This is a genomic window from Roseibium sp. (assembly GCF_048260565.1).
In the GTDB taxonomy this organism is placed as follows: domain Bacteria; phylum Pseudomonadota; class Alphaproteobacteria; order Rhizobiales; family Stappiaceae; genus Roseibium.
Window position 1 is genome coordinate 270,697 of sequence record NZ_JBLXGP010000004.1, and the last position, 13,551, is coordinate 284,247.

At 62.0% G+C, this 13,551-nt stretch carries 14 protein-coding genes; 8 read left to right on the forward strand and 6 right to left on the reverse strand.

The features are described 5' to 3' along the window. Positions 1 to 524 precede the first annotated feature (524 nt). The 5 genes from ACN0SO_RS12200 to ACN0SO_RS12220 all read left to right on the forward strand — a co-directional run bounded on the left by ACN0SO_RS12200 (position 525) and on the right by ACN0SO_RS12220 (position 5,532). Positions 525 to 749, forward strand: a complete 225-nt coding sequence (locus ACN0SO_RS12200; protein ID WP_417677979.1) for a DUF1127 domain-containing protein — start codon at positions 525 to 527, stop codon at positions 747 to 749. Between the two features lie 167 nt (positions 750 to 916). Then, a complete protein-coding gene (gene trpA, locus ACN0SO_RS12205) occupies positions 917 to 1,750 on the forward strand; it encodes a tryptophan synthase subunit alpha (protein WP_417677981.1) in 834 nt (277 codons plus the stop codon). A gap of 67 nt (positions 1,751 to 1,817) precedes the next feature. Further along, complete coding sequence (gene accD / locus ACN0SO_RS12210; protein WP_417677983.1) at positions 1,818 to 2,759, forward strand: acetyl-CoA carboxylase, carboxyltransferase subunit beta; 942 nt, start codon at positions 1,818 to 1,820, stop codon at positions 2,757 to 2,759. 160 nt (positions 2,760 to 2,919) lie between these two features. After that, complete coding sequence (locus ACN0SO_RS12215; RefSeq protein WP_417677985.1) at positions 2,920 to 4,236, forward strand: bifunctional folylpolyglutamate synthase/dihydrofolate synthase; 1,317 nt, start codon at positions 2,920 to 2,922, stop codon at positions 4,234 to 4,236. A gap of 42 nt (positions 4,237 to 4,278) precedes the next feature. Next, entirely contained in the window at positions 4,279 to 5,532 is a 1,254-nt protein-coding gene (locus ACN0SO_RS12220) for a hypothetical protein (RefSeq protein WP_417677987.1), read from the forward strand. 9 nt (positions 5,533 to 5,541) lie between these two features. Here ACN0SO_RS12220 and ACN0SO_RS12225 read toward each other — a convergent pair whose 3' ends face one another. Together ACN0SO_RS12225 and ACN0SO_RS12230 are read right to left on the reverse strand one after the other, a co-directional pair. Beyond that, complete coding sequence (locus ACN0SO_RS12225; protein ID WP_417677989.1) at positions 5,542 to 6,453, reverse strand: methylated-DNA--[protein]-cysteine S-methyltransferase; 912 nt, start codon at positions 6,451 to 6,453, stop codon at positions 5,542 to 5,544. A gap of 95 nt (positions 6,454 to 6,548) precedes the next feature. Further along, complete coding sequence (locus tag ACN0SO_RS12230; RefSeq protein WP_417677991.1) at positions 6,549 to 7,007, reverse strand: Lrp/AsnC family transcriptional regulator; 459 nt, start codon at positions 7,005 to 7,007, stop codon at positions 6,549 to 6,551. Positions 7,008 to 7,155: 148 nt separating this feature from the next. Here ACN0SO_RS12230 and rocF point away from each other — a divergent pair, with 148 nt between their 5' ends. Together rocF and ACN0SO_RS12240 are read left to right on the forward strand one after the other, a co-directional pair. Further along, complete coding sequence (rocF, locus tag ACN0SO_RS12235; RefSeq protein WP_417677993.1) at positions 7,156 to 8,091, forward strand: arginase; 936 nt, start codon at positions 7,156 to 7,158, stop codon at positions 8,089 to 8,091. Position 8,092: 1 nt separating this feature from the next. Next, positions 8,093 to 9,208, forward strand: coding sequence for an ornithine cyclodeaminase (locus ACN0SO_RS12240; RefSeq protein WP_417677995.1), 1,116 nt, complete (start codon positions 8,093 to 8,095; stop codon positions 9,206 to 9,208). Between the two features lie 21 nt (positions 9,209 to 9,229). Here ACN0SO_RS12240 and ACN0SO_RS12245 read toward each other — a convergent pair whose 3' ends face one another. The 4 genes from ACN0SO_RS12245 to rsmI all read right to left on the reverse strand — a co-directional run bounded on the left by ACN0SO_RS12245 (position 9,230) and on the right by rsmI (position 12,071). Next, positions 9,230 to 9,562 (reverse strand): antibiotic biosynthesis monooxygenase family protein, encoded by a 333-nt coding sequence (locus ACN0SO_RS12245; protein ID WP_417677997.1) that lies wholly within the window; start codon positions 9,560 to 9,562, stop codon positions 9,230 to 9,232. A 111-nt stretch (positions 9,563 to 9,673) separates the two neighbouring features. Continuing rightward, the gene (gene gshB / locus ACN0SO_RS12250) at positions 9,674 to 10,618 is read right to left on the reverse strand and encodes a glutathione synthase (protein WP_417677999.1); all 945 of its coding nucleotides are present in this window, start codon (positions 10,616 to 10,618) and stop codon (positions 9,674 to 9,676) included. A 116-nt stretch (positions 10,619 to 10,734) separates the two neighbouring features. Continuing rightward, entirely contained in the window at positions 10,735 to 11,127 is a 393-nt protein-coding gene (locus ACN0SO_RS12255; RefSeq protein ID WP_417678001.1) for a YraN family protein, read from the reverse strand. Between the two features lie 2 nt (positions 11,128 to 11,129). Next, positions 11,130 to 12,071 (reverse strand): 16S rRNA (cytidine(1402)-2'-O)-methyltransferase, encoded by a 942-nt coding sequence (gene rsmI, locus ACN0SO_RS12260; protein ID WP_417678003.1) that lies wholly within the window; start codon positions 12,069 to 12,071, stop codon positions 11,130 to 11,132. Positions 12,072 to 12,304: 233 nt separating this feature from the next. On the opposite strand from rsmI, the gene ACN0SO_RS12265 reads away from it, so the two are divergent. Continuing rightward, a complete protein-coding gene (locus ACN0SO_RS12265) occupies positions 12,305 to 13,501 on the forward strand; it encodes a penicillin-binding protein activator (protein ID WP_417678005.1) in 1,197 nt (398 codons plus the stop codon). The last annotated feature ends 50 nt before the right edge of the window (positions 13,502 to 13,551 follow it).

The window sequence follows — 13,551 nt, forward strand, 5'->3', positions numbered from 1 at the left end:
AGCTCTGCCCATTTACGCATCAGTTGAGCCGGCTAGAGCCTTTCTCGGTTAGATTGATCCATTCTGCCGGAGCCGGTTTGGTTCAAGGCCGAGGGATTTGACGAAGACCGTGCTGACCGCACGGTCGAGGCGAAGCCCGACGGCATTGGGCCAAACCGGCCCGGCCCCTATCATGCGAACCGCATCGGCGGTTCGAATGATCTGTAATTTGAGCTGCTGCTTGTTTGCCGACGGCAAACAACGCGGCGGGTTTCCGTCCGGCGGACGCCTGCTTTGTCGAGCCGCTTGCCCATAGCCCCGCTATGGGCTGCGCACCTCTCCGCGCAGATCTCCTCGCCGGACGACAAACAGAATGGTTCAATCTAACCGAGAAAGGCTCTAGCTATTCCAAAGCTGCAGAGCTGCTTCCCGTTCTTGTATGTTGCAGTGCAAAAAAACCGGCCTATCCTATTGGCATAACAAGAAAGCAGCGCACCATTTCGGTTCGACGCGCTTCAGCCCCGACCATCAAAAGGAACAGTAAAATGGCCGCCACGACATCCTCTTCCGTATTCGAACTTTCCTCCCACGCCCTTTCCTCTGCCGGCAAGGGAATCCTTGCCTTTCTGGAGGAATTCGGCCGGGCCCGTGCCGCGCGGGCGCTCTACACCGAACTCGCCGCAATGAGCGATGCGGAACTCGACTCCCTGGGGTTGGTTCGCAGCGATATTTCGCGGAAGGTCTACGCCAAGGTTTACGATCTTCGCTAAGCCGGATCGTTCCCGGATCTTTCAATGGCCGGTAACGGTGCGCGCGAAATCGCGCGCACATCCGCAAAGGCGGATTGACACGGGGCAATGCAGCCCCCTACACCCTTCCGGGATTGAAGTCCGGCCGGACCGTTGCCGGACTTCCATGTCGAGTAGGGTAGTGACGCATGACGGAAACGCGTATCGATCGCCGGTTCAAGGCCTGTGCCGAAAAGGGCCGTCCGGCTCTGGTGACCTTCATAACTGCGGGTGATCCGGACCTGGAAACCTCACAGGCGATCCTGGAAGCCCTGCCCGCCGCCGGCGCCGATGTCATTGAACTCGGCATGCCGTTTTCCGATCCCATGGCAGAAGGTGTGCCGATCCAGCTCGCCACCCAGCGCGCCCTCAAGGCGGGTCAGACCATGAACAAGACCCTGCAGATGGTGCGCGATTTCCGTGAAAAAGATCCGGACACGCCGATCGTGCTGATGGGCTACTACAATCCCATCTATGTCCGCGATCCGAAGAAATTCGTCATCGAGGCCAAAGAGGCCGGTGTCGACGGGCTGATCATCGTCGATATTCCGCCGGAAGCCGACGACGAACTCTGCATTCCCGCTTTGGAAGCCGGCCTCAACTTCATCCGCCTTGCGACGCCGACGACCGATGACAAGCGGCTGCCGGCCGTTCTCGCCAATACTTCCGGCTTCGTTTATTACGTCTCGATCACCGGCATTACCGGGACAGCGAGCCCCGACGCCAATCGGGTCGCGGCCGCGGTCAACCGGATCAAGGGGCATACCGACCTGCCGGTCGCGGTCGGTTTCGGCGTGAAGACCGCCGACCAGGCAGCTGAAATCGGCCGGGATTCCGATGGCGTCGTGGTCGGATCGGTTCTGGTGACGGCCATCCGGGACAGCCTCAATAATGCCGGAATGGCAACCGATAAGACCGTTTCGGCGGTGACGGACCTCGTCTCCGACCTTGCAAGCGGAGTTGCACGTGCACGATCGGCTTAATGCCGTTAGGGTGTAACAAGACCGCAGTCGCACCGGGTAACAGTTGTAGAAAACGGATACGTCTCTCGTGAACTGGATCAACTCCCTCGTCCGTCCCAAAATCCGCGATCTCCTGAAGAAGCGCGAAGTGCCGGAGAATCTCTGGATCAAATGCCCGGAAACGGGCGAGATGGTGTTTCACCGCGATCTCGAGGCAAACCTCTGGGTGGTGCCGAATTCCGGCCACCATATGCGTATGCCGGCGGTCAAGCGGCTGGAAAGCCTCTTCGACGGCGGCGACTACGAGACGGTGGAAACGCCGGACGCCCACGCGGATCCGCTGAAGTTCCGCGATACCAAGAAATATGTCGATCGGCTGAAGGAATACCGGAGCAAGACCGGTGAGACCGACGCCGTGCGGGTTGCCCGGGGCAAGGTGAACGGCGCTCCTCTGACGGCCGCCGTTCAGGATTTCGCCTTCATGGGCGGATCGCTCGGCATGGCCGCCGGCGAAGCGATCCTGACCGGGATGCAATCCGCGGTGACCCATCACACCCCCTTCGTGCTGTTCGCAGCGTCCGGCGGCGCGCGCATGCAGGAAGGCATCCTGTCGCTGATGCAGATGCCGCGGACCACCGTCGGCGTGCAGATGCTGCGCGAGGCGGGTCTGCCCTATATCGTTGTGCTGACCAATCCGACCACCGGCGGCGTATCCGCGTCCTACGCCATGCTGGGGGATGTCCATATTGCCGAACCGGGAGCCCAGATCGGCTTTGCCGGCCGGCGCGTGATCGAACAGACCATTCGGGAAAAGCTCCCCGACGGTTTTCAGAGCGCCGAATACCTGCTCGAACACGGCATGGTCGACATGGTCGTCAAGCGTCACGATCTCAAGACCACCATTGCCCGCATTTGCGATATCCTGATGAAGCGCAAGATCGAAGTACCGGCACTGACGCCTCCCGAACCCGCAGGCGACACCGTCGAAACGGAAACCGGCGAGACAGATCGGAAGGCAGCCGCCGGCTGACGGGAAAATTCCGACGGCCAATACGCCAGCATGTGTTCAAAAAGCGACAAACGCAGGCCTGTTCGGGCTCTGAGGGGTTGTTTATGTACGCATGACTTCTTATTCGGGAAGTTGAGCAGCACGTGTTGTCCGGCCTGGGGATTTGAACCGGGAGGGAGATTTGGACCAAATCACAGCGATCCTTGACCGCCTCCTGGCGCTTCATCCCAAGGAAATCGATCTGTCCCTCGGCAGGATGCACCGCCTCCTGAAGACGCTGGGCTCTCCGGAAAAGCATCTGCCTCCGACGATTCACATTGCCGGGACCAACGGCAAGGGGTCTGTGACCGCCACGCTGCGCGCCATTCTGGAAGCGGACGGAAAGCGCTGCCACGTTTATACCTCGCCTCACCTGGTGTCCTTCAACGAACGCATCCGGCTCGGAACCGACGGAAAATTCGTGTCCGATCCCAAGCTGTTCGACGCGCTTTACCGCTGCGAGGAAGCCAACGCTGGCGAGGAGATCACCTTTTTCGAAATCACAACGGCGGCGGCGCTGTTGTTGTTCGCCGAAAATCCGGCGGATGTCCTGCTTCTCGAGGTTGGGCTCGGCGGCCGGCTTGACGCCACCAACGTTATCGACGCGCCGATCGCTTCCGTGATCACGCCGATTTCCATGGACCATGAGAAGTTCCTGGGCGGGTCGCTTGAAGAAATCGCCGCCGAGAAGGCCGGTATCCTCAAGCGCGGTTGTCCCGCGGTCATCGCTCCCCAGGAGGAGGTTGCGCAGGCGGCGATCGAGCGGGTGGCGAAGCGGACCGGCACGCCGCTTTTCAGCTTTGGTCAGGATTTTGTCGCCACGCAGGATCAGGGGCGTCTCGCCTATCAGGACGAAGGCGGCCTGTGCGATCTGCCCCTCTCCAATCTGCCGGGTGCCCATCAGGTGACCAATGCGGGCCTGGCGATTGCCGCCTTGAAGGTCGCGGACCTGTGGCCCGGTGAGGACATTGCTGCAAAAGGCCTGAGAGCCGTGAACTGGCCCGGCCGGCTTCAGATGCTTACCCATGGCCCGCTCGTCAGAAAATGCCCGCGGAATTCCGAAATCTGGGTGGATGGCGGGCACAATCCGGGCGCGGGCGTGTCCATCGCAGCCTTCATGGGCGAGCAGGAAGAACACAATCCCAAACCGCTTTACCTGATCACCGGCATGCTGACGACCAAGGATCCGGTCGGCTTTTTCCGTCCTTTCGACGGACTGGCCCGCCATGTGGGAACGGTTCCGATCACCACGTCGACGACCGCACGCGATCCGTTCGAACTTGCCGATTTCGCGCGGGTTGCCGGTCTGGAGGCAACGCCTTTTGCCTCGCTGGACGACGCGATTGCCGATATTGTTGCCTGCGCCGAAAAGGACGGTGAGCCGCCCCGCATCCTGTTTTGCGGATCGCTCTATCTGGCCGGAGAAATTCTGGGTCGGAACGGGATGGCACCCAGTTAGCCGGGTCCGGTCAAACGGGTCTCGCGCACCAAAGAGGACGGTATGCTGAGACGAACCAATGTTGTTTTCGCCGCTTTGGCGGTGTCCCTGCTCTTGCTTGCAAGGGCGGAAGCTTTCTCAGACAATTTCGAGACGCCCCCCGAACAGGATCCGGGAACGGTTCTGGGCAAGCTGGCATCCGGGCCGGGATACGGTGTGCTGACACCGGTGAGGAGCGACGGCTTCCTCAGGATCTATGACCTGAAAACGGAATTCGGAACGGAGCATGTGGTCGGCGATGGCCTGCTGAAGCTCCGGATTCATGAAATCTCCGCCTACACGGCCCTTAAGGGACTTGAATCGCAGCAAAGCTTCGTCGACGGTCTGAAGGAAGCCGCCAAGAAGCCGGCGGAATTCGTCGAAAGCACGGTGACCGATCCGCTGGGCACGGCCAAGTCGACGGTATCCGGTGTCGGCAGGCTGTTCGGCCGGATCTCGAAAGGGGTCGAGAAGGCGGTAACCGGAGAGACCACGTCTCCGGGCGAATTGGCAGCCATCGTGACCGGCCGGGACAGAGCTCGAAGGGAGCTCGCCGTCAAGCTCGGTGTCGACCCCTACACCACCTACCAGCCTTTGTCGGAGCAACTCGACCGCGCCGCCACGGCGTCTACCGCCGGAAACCTGAGTGTCGGCGCGATCATGTCCTTGATCCCCGGCGGCATGATCACGAATGTGGCCAGCTCCGCGGAAACCCTGCGCGACCTCATCGTCGACAACACCCGCTCGGAACTGGAAGACCGCACGGCGACCGTGCTGCGCGGCCTGAATATTTCCCAACGGGTGATCGATGAACTGGCCGCAAACACGAACTTCACCCCCACGGAGCGCGCGATCATCGCCTATCAGCTTCAGGCGATAAGCACCGTCGAGGGTCTTGAAATCCTGGTCGCCCGGGCGGCGGACGCCAAAAACCGCGAGGAGGCCTATTTCCTCCTGCGCCGGATCGTTCTGACCGAGCACTACAGCAGCTCTGTTGCCAGTCTTTCGCAGATCCGCAAGATCGCCGATTTCCCGATCGCGATCCGCCGCGACGGTGAAGCGGCGCTTGTCATGCCGCTGGACATGCTGTCGTGGACGGATTCGACCGCAAAGGCGTTTTCGGGCCTTCAGGACGGACTGTCCAGGCTGCCGTTCCCGCCCACCGGGGTCGATTTCCAGATCACCGGGGACATCACGCCCGATGCGGCTGAACGGTTGGCCTCCTTCGGCTGGGATGTCACAGCGGACCTGCCCATGCCTATAGGGCCGGTCTTTTAGGATCTGGTCTTAATCCGTTGCCGGACCGGTCAGTCCGGTCTCCCAGCCGATAATGGCGCGCTTGCGGGTCAGGCCCCAGTGGTAGCCGCACAGGTTTCCCGTTCGGCCCAGAACGCGATGACAGGGAACAACGAAGGAAATCGGGTTGCGGCCGACGGCCGTTCCGACCGCGCGCGCGGCACTCGGTTTGCCAAGGGTGCGGGCAATATCCGAATAGGTGGTCGCCCGGCCCATGGGGATCTTCAAAAGCATCTGCCAGACCCGGATCTCGAAATCGGTTCCGATCAGGACGATCTTGAGCGGGGTCTCCTCCTGCCACAGGGACGGATTGAAGATCCGTGTCGCGTAAGGGGCCGTCGCCTTTGCATCTTCGATGAACCTGGCCGCCGGCCAACGGGCGCGCATATCCTCGAAGGCCGCCTGTTCCTCGCCCGGATCGGCGAAGGCAAGCCCCGCCAGGCCCTTGTCGGTGACCATCAGCAGCACCTCGCCGAAGGGACAGGGATGGATGCCGTAGGAAATGGTCAGCCCCTCGCCCCGGCTGCGATAGGCCCCGGGCGTCATGGCCTCGTGGGTCACGAACAGATCGTGCAGCCGGCTCGACCCGGAAAGCCCGACCTCGAAGCTCGCATCCAGAACGCTGGCCGAATCCCGCAGCAAGGCCTTGGCGTGGTCCAGTGTGATTGCCTGCAGGAACTGCTTGGGCGTCAGACCGGCCCAGCGGGAAAAGACGCGCTGGAGCTGGATCGGCTGGAGCCCGGCTTCGGCGGCGAGTTGTTCCAGGCTCGGCTGATTGCGCCAATTTTCCGTGATCCGCTCCAGCGTCCGGCGGACGACCAGGTAATCCTGTTCGGCCTGTTTGCCGACGGCAATCGTCTGCGGTTCGGGAGTGAGGCTGGAAATGTCGAGTGGCTTGGTCATGGCACTTATGCCCGTCTTGTCCTGATTTCGGGCAACTCTAGGCGTCTTGAGGGCGCATCGCTACCCGATTTGCGAGCGGTCTGGCAAAAGCGAATTCAGTGGAGATCACTGAAGTCCGCTGCGGAAACCGCCGGTCCCTTGCGGGTCGACAGAAGAAGGTTGCTCTCCGAACCGGCAATGCCATCGATCAGCCGGATGCGGTTCAGGACGTCGTCGAAGGCCGCCAGATCCCGCGTCGCGATGTCGAGCACCAGATCCCATTTCCCGTTGGTGGAATGAATGGCACGGACCTCGGTCAATGCCGTCAGGGCGCGGATGACCGGCTCGGTGTTGCGCCCGGCGACTTCGACCAGCATGACCCCACGGATCGGCAGGTCGCGCCAGTCATCGCGCAGAACGGCGGTAAAGCCGAGGATTTCACCGCTCTCCTGCAGGCGCTCCATGCGGGCCCGAACGGTCGCCCGCGAGATCTTCAGATCTTTTGCCAGATCCGAAACCGACCGGCGGCCATCGGACCGCAAGGCGGAAATCAACTGAAGGTCAAGATCGTCCATACCAAGCCTGAATTATCATAATGAGAACATGAGATTATCAAAATGATAAGTCCTTGATTAAATTTGCGCAAGCGGCCGGATTTCCTCCGCCATTTCTTTGCGGCATTCTGAAGCACTCAGGATTTGACTGATTTGGAGGGCATGTCCGTTGGCACCGCAAGATATCGTTTTGGTCGGAGCGCCCATCGAGGCTGGTGCCGGGCGGCGCGGCTGCCTGATGGGCCCGGATGCCTATCGAACGGCCGGCCTGGCGGAAAACCTGCAGGCCCTGGGCCACAGGGTTCAGGACCTCGGCAATCTGGTCCCCGAACCGATTGCGGGTTCGAAGTCGCCGAACGGCGTCGTGCGCAACTTTGCCGAAGTCGCCGGCTGGACGAAAGTCCTGCACGACTGTGCCAGGCAACTGGGCAGTGAAACGGCCTTCCCGATCTATATGGGCGGCGATCACGCGTTAGCACTTGGAACGGTGACCGGCCAAGCGGCCAGTGCCGCAGCTATGGGCCGGCCGCTGTTCGTGCTCTGGCTCGACGCGCATTCCGACTTTCATACGTTCAATTCCACAGAGAGCGGCAATCTTCACGGCACGCCCCTGGCTTACGCCTGCGGCCTGCCCGGCTTCGAGGGGCTTCTCGGCCGGCCACTGGAGCATGTGGTCGATCCGGAAAACGTCGAGATCCTGGGCGTGCGCTCCATCGATGCGCAAGAGCGCGAACTCCTCGTTGCCCATGGCGTCGGCGTCAGCGACATGCGCATGATCGATGAGGAAGGCGTGGCCGTTCTTCTGAAGCCGTTTTTGAAACGGGTGGCCGAGGCAGAAGGCCTGCTGCACGTCAGCCTCGACGTGGATTTTCTCGATCCCGCCATCGCGCCCGCGGTCGGTACCACCGTTCCCGGCGGCGCGACCTTCCGCGAAGCCCATCTGGTCATGGAGATGCTCCACGACAGCGGCCTGGTTTCCTCGCTCGACCTCGTCGAACTCAACCCCTTCCTGGACGAACGCGGCCGGACCGCGCGTCTGATGGTCGAACTGACCGCGAGCCTCTTCGGACGCCGTGTTTTCGACCGCCCGACCCGGAGTTTCTAAAATGACAATCAAACAAAACGGCCTTGCCCCATCGGCCACCATTCTCTCCGGTCCTGCGCCGTCAGACCTGGCTTATGTGCCCTTCGTCAGCGTCGACAACATGATGAAGAACGTCCTCGCCGTCGGCGTGGAGGATTTCATCGAAGGCCTTGCCGCCTATATCGAGGAGGACTTCCGCCGCTGGGAAAGCTTTGACAAGAAGCCGCGCATACCAGCCCACGCGCCCCAGGGCGTGATCGAACTGATGCCGACCAGCGACGGCAAGACCTTCGGCTTCAAATACGTCAACGGTCATCCGGGAAACACGAAAAGCGGCCGGCAGACCGTGACCGGTTTCGGTGTCCTGTCGGATCTGTCAAACGGTTATCCGCTTCTCTTTACCGAAATGACGATCCTGACCGCCCTGCGCACGGCGGCAAATTCCGCGCTTGCGGCGAAATACCTGGCGCGCAGGAATGCCCGTACGATGGCGATCATCGGCAATGGTGCCCAGTCGGATTTTCAGGCGCTCGCCTTCAAGGCGTTGCTCGGCATTACCGAGATCCGCGCCTATGACATCGATTTTCAGGCAAGCATGCGCCTGTCGCGCAACCTTGCCGGTTCCGGCATCGACGTGACGGTTTGCAAGACGGCGGAAGACGCCATCGAAGGCGCGGATATCATCACCACCGTCACCGCGGACAAGCGCTACGCCACGATCCTGACTGACAACATGGTCGGCCCCGGCGTCCATATCAATGCGGTCGGCGGCGATTGCCCGGGCAAGACGGAACTGCACAAGGACATCCTGTTGCGCTCCGACATCTTCGTGGAATTCCCCGACCAGACCTGGATCGAGGGCGAATGCCAGCAGCTGCCGCGCGACCACCCGGTAACCGAACTCTGGCAGGTCTATGCCGGTGCCGCACCGGGTCGGACATCGGACGACAGCATCACCCTGTTCGACAGCGTCGGCTTTGCCGTGGAGGACTTCGCCGCCTTGCGCTATGTCCACGACCTGCTGCCGAAGACCGGCCATTTCGAAAAGCTCGACCTGCTCGCCGACCCGGACGATCCGCGTGACCTGTTCGGCATGGTGCTGCGGTCCCAGGCGGCAAGCACGGACGCCGCGGCCTGAAAACATCGGTCAGCCGGCGATTTACCGGATGCCGCCGTAATTCCCCATGTCGGCGGTAATGCCCAGCTGCTGCATGAACTCCTGGGGATTGAAGTTCGTCCTGGCGTATTCGGCCGTGGCGATCTTGCGCGCGTTATCCATGGCTTCCTGGCTGGCCCATTCCACAATGGTGACGAAATTGAACGTTCCGGGCCCGGAAATCTGTTCAAGAACCAGATTCTGAAGGCAGCCCTCGAAGCCATCGAGCAAGGCCTGGATCGTCCTGAGCCGCTCGACGAACTTCTCGCGGGCGGCCTCGGGAACGACGAACTTGTCGACACGGAAAATCGATGCGGTTTGCGGGACTGCCGCCATGGTTTTGCTCCGGTGTTTGAAACAGGGGAGCAGATGCCTACCGCCTCAAGTTATGTTGAGGTCAAGAGGCAAATAGAGAGCAACTGCGATGGATAGCACCGGCGCCTCGGCCTAGCGGTTCGCTTTCGCCTCCAGAACGTCCCAAACCCTGGCGGCGACATCCGGCCCGCCGAGGTTCCGGATGGCGCGTATGCCCGTCGGGGCGGTGACGTTGATTTCGGTCAGCCAGCCGTCGATCACGTCGATACCGACCAGGATCAGGCCTTTTTCCCGCAGGGATGGGCCGAGTCTCTCGCAGATATGCCGTTCGCGGTCGGTCAGCTCGCTGTCTGTCGGCGCGCCGCCGCGCACCATGTTGGACCTGAGGTCGCCCTTGGCCGGAACCCGGTTGACTGCGCCGGCGAACTCGCCGTCGACCAGCAGGATCCGCTTGTCGCCGTGTTTCACATTTGGCAGGAACTGCTGGATCACCCAGGGTTCGCGGAAGGTGGCGGCGAAGAAGTCGTAAAGCGAGCCGTAGTTGAGGTCGTCCTCCGTGATCCGGAACACCGCCGCGCCGCCGTGGCCGAACAGCGGCTTCATGACGATATCGCCGTATTCGGCGCGGAAAAGATCGATCTCCGCCTTGTCGCGGGTGATAAGCGTCGGCGGCATCAGGTCGGCGAATTCGGTGACGAACAGCTTCTCAGGCGCGTTGCGGACCTCGACGGGATCGTTCACCACCAGCGTCTGCGGATGGATTTTCTGCAGGATGTGGGTCGCCGCGATATAGGACAGGTCGAACGGCGGATCCTGGCGCATCAGCACCACGTCCATCTCGGCCATGTTGAACCGCTCTCGTTCGCCGAGAGTGAAATGGCTGCCTTTCTCGTCGCTGACCGTTACCGGCTCCAGGGCGCAGAAGACGTCGTCGCCGATCATGGCCAGCCGGTCGGGCGTGTAATGATAGAGCGTATGACCGCGGGCCTGGGCCTCCAGCATCAGCGCAAAGGCGCTGTCGCCGGCAATATTGATCGAGGAAATATGGTCCATTTGGACCGCGACCTTGAGGGTCATGAGGAAGTCTCCCGGCGGGCGCGCTTATGTACAGCGCATTGGGATGAGTGTCTGTTGTGTAGATGATATGCGACTGCCCGGGTCATTTGTCCAGAAGGGCCGCACGAACAGAGCGTTTAACCGAAGGCCTCGAAGGCGTTGACGATCCGTTCCGGCCAACGCCAGGGTCGGACGATCACCACATCGAAACGCAAGGTGTAGAAGCCCGCTTTCGGGTGCTCAGCAACGAAGATCTTTGCTGCATTCGCGATCCTGCGTTGGCTAGCCGGCGTGACCGCGTCGAGCGCGGCTTCGCGGGTATTGCGCGCCTTGACCTCGATGAAGGCGACGGTCTTGCGTCTTTTTGCGATCAGGTCGATCTCGCCGGCCTTCGTCTTGTAGCGGCTTTTCAGGATACGCCAGCCGGCGAGCCTGAGCGCCCAGGCGGCCCGGGTTTCGGCGGAAAGACCCAGGGCGTGGGCCCTGACCCGCTTTTGCCGGTTCTGGCCGGATTTTGTCTTGGTCCGCACGGTCACTCGCCGCCTGCTTTCAGGTCCAGCGCCAGTTTGTAGAGGTCGTTGCGGTCGAGGCCGGTCTGTCTCGCGACCTGTTTGGCCGCCGCACTCACCGGCATCTCCGTCAGCGCCTGGCGAAGCAGCTCTTCCGCGTCCTCCTCGTTGGCCTCTGGTGCCTCTTCGGGCGGTCCGACCAGGATGACGATTTCTCCCTTCGGCGGATCGCCGGCGAATTTCTCGGAAAGTTCGGCCAGCGTTCCCCGCTCGAAGGTCTCGAACCGCTTGGTGAGTTCCCGGGCGACGACGGCTTCGCGGGCCGGCCCCATGATCTCGGCCATGGTGGCAAGGGTTGCCCCCAGCCGCCGGGGCGATTCGAACAGGATCACGGTTGCGGGAACGGCAGCCAGTTCCGTCAGGCGCGTCTTCTTCGGGCCGCCCTTTTGCGGCAGGAACCCCGCGAAAAGCACCGTGTCGCTCGGCAGGCCCGACCCGACCAGACCGGCAAGGGGCGCCGAAGCACCGGGAATCGGGACGACCTTGTGGCCCGCTTCCAGCACGTCCCGGACCAGCCGGTAGCCCGGATCGGAAACGAGCGGCGTCCCCGCATCGCTGACCAGAGCGACCGCTTCGCCCTTTTCCAGCGTGGCCAGGATTTTCGGCCGCTGCTTGTCCGCATTGTGCTCGTGATAGGGCATGAGCTGCGTCTTCAGGCCGAAACGATGGGTCAGGGTGCCCGTGACGCGCGTGTCCTCGCAGGCGATCATGGACGCCGCGGCCAGCGTTTCCAGCGCACGCACCGTGATGTCGCCCAGGTTGCCGATGGGCGTGGCAACGATATAGAGCGCCGGCTCCAGACGAGGTGCGCTGAAATCGTGTTCGCCTATAATGAACCGCCGGCCGGCCCGCAGGTCGGTCCCGGCCCCAACTCCGGCCTCAATCCCGGGAATATCCTTCGTCATGCAGCCTCTCGATCCATCGGCCGCCGCGAAAACCGCGTCGCAGCAAGTCGGAACCCTTGCGCTAATCGTGCCGGAGCGCCGTTGCAAGTGCAAATCCTGCGGTCAGCGATTTCGCGGGGCCGGGCTATGTGTCTGGAAATCACGCACTAAACTGGACAGAGGCCCGGTGAATCCGTAAGTGTTAACCAACAAGCGGCGAGGAGGCTGATTTGAATATCAAGCGGGTATTTCAGTTGAGAAAGCGCCCAAATGCGATGACGCGGGCCGGTGTTCTGCTGGCGGCGGCCTTCACATTGGCCGGCTGCCAGGGTTCCAGTCTCGGATCCCTCCCCGCTTCGCAGATCACCACAGGCCAGGGGCCTGCCGTGACCGGTGAAGTCGTCGGAACCGGGTCCGTCCGGGTCGGACTTCTGTTGCCGCTGAGTGCGGGCGGCGGCGGCCAATCGATCGGGACCGTTTTCCGCAACGCCGCCGAACTTGCGCTGGCGAATTTCCCGAACTCGGATATCCAGCTTCTTATAAAGGATACCCGTGGAACGGCGGAAGGCGGCCGTGCGGCGGCCCAGTCCGCCATTGCCGAAGGCGCCGAATTGATTCTGGGTCCGGTGTTTGCGCCGGCTGTTTCCGGTGCCGGTGCGGTCGCCCGGTCCTCCGGCATTCCGGTCGTCGCCTTTTCGACCGATGTATCGGTCGCATCCCGAGGCATTTACCTCTTGAGCTTCCTGCCCCAGGGCGATGTCTCCAGAATCGTCGGTTATGCCGGAACCCAGGGAAAACGGTCTTTTGCCGCGCTTGTTCCCGATGACAGTTATGGCGCGGTGACCGAAGCCGCCTTCCGCCAGGAAGTCGGCCGGATCGGCGCCCGGATCGTCACCATCCAGCGCTACAAGCTGAACGGCTCTGACACGTCCGATCTGATTGCCAAAACCAATGCCCTGGCTGGTTCCATCGGCAAGATAGACAGCCTGTTCATCCCGGCCGGGGGCGGCGTGGCCCCGCTGGTCATGCAGACCCTGACGCAAAGTGGCGCGACGAACGGCGCGGTCAAGGTCCTCGGCAGCGGCCAGTGGGACGAACCGAACATGAAGAACAATCCGATCATGGCTGGCAGCTGGTATCCTGGTCCCGATGATACCGGTTTCAAGGCCTTTGCCGCCCGCTATCAGTCCGCCTATGGTTCGGCACCGCCGCGCAATGCTACCCTTGCCTATGACGGCGTCACCCTGGCGGCCGGTCTGGTCCGCTCGGCAGGGCCGCAGCGTTTTTCGACCAGTATTCTCACCAATCGGGACGGCTTTATCGGGATCGACGGCCTGTTCCGATTCCGCCCCAACGGGCAGAACGAACGCGGACTGGCGGTTTATCAGCTGACCGGATCGGGTGTGCAGGTGATTTCACCGGCACCGCGTGATTTCCGTTCAGGGACGTAAAGTCGGGACCTGATGCGCAATTCGGCCCTCTTTCCGTTCCGGATACGGGC

What these genes read in the sequence shown, in the direction of transcription:
- ACN0SO_RS12200 (WP_417677979.1), top strand. Translation starts at nt 525, where the DNA reads ATGGCCGCCACGACATCCTCTTCCGTATTCGAACTTTCCTCCCACGCC.
- trpA (WP_417677981.1), top strand. Translation starts at nt 917, where the DNA reads ATGACGGAAACGCGTATCGATCGCCGGTTCAAGGCCTGTGCCGAAAAG.
- ACN0SO_RS12220 (WP_417677987.1), top strand. Translation starts at nt 4,279, where the DNA reads ATGCTGAGACGAACCAATGTTGTTTTCGCCGCTTTGGCGGTGTCCCTG.
- ACN0SO_RS12225 (WP_417677989.1), bottom strand. Translation starts at nt 6,453, where the DNA reads ATGACCAAGCCACTCGACATTTCCAGCCTCACTCCCGAACCGCAGACG.
- ACN0SO_RS12230 (WP_417677991.1), bottom strand. Translation starts at nt 7,007, where the DNA reads ATGGACGATCTTGACCTTCAGTTGATTTCCGCCTTGCGGTCCGATGGC.
- ACN0SO_RS12240 (WP_417677995.1), top strand. Translation starts at nt 8,093, where the DNA reads ATGACAATCAAACAAAACGGCCTTGCCCCATCGGCCACCATTCTCTCC.
- ACN0SO_RS12245 (WP_417677997.1), bottom strand. Translation starts at nt 9,562, where the DNA reads ATGGCGGCAGTCCCGCAAACCGCATCGATTTTCCGTGTCGACAAGTTC.
- gshB (WP_417677999.1), bottom strand. Translation starts at nt 10,618, where the DNA reads ATGACCCTCAAGGTCGCGGTCCAAATGGACCATATTTCCTCGATCAAT.
- rsmI (WP_417678003.1), bottom strand. Translation starts at nt 12,071, where the DNA reads ATGACGAAGGATATTCCCGGGATTGAGGCCGGAGTTGGGGCCGGGACC.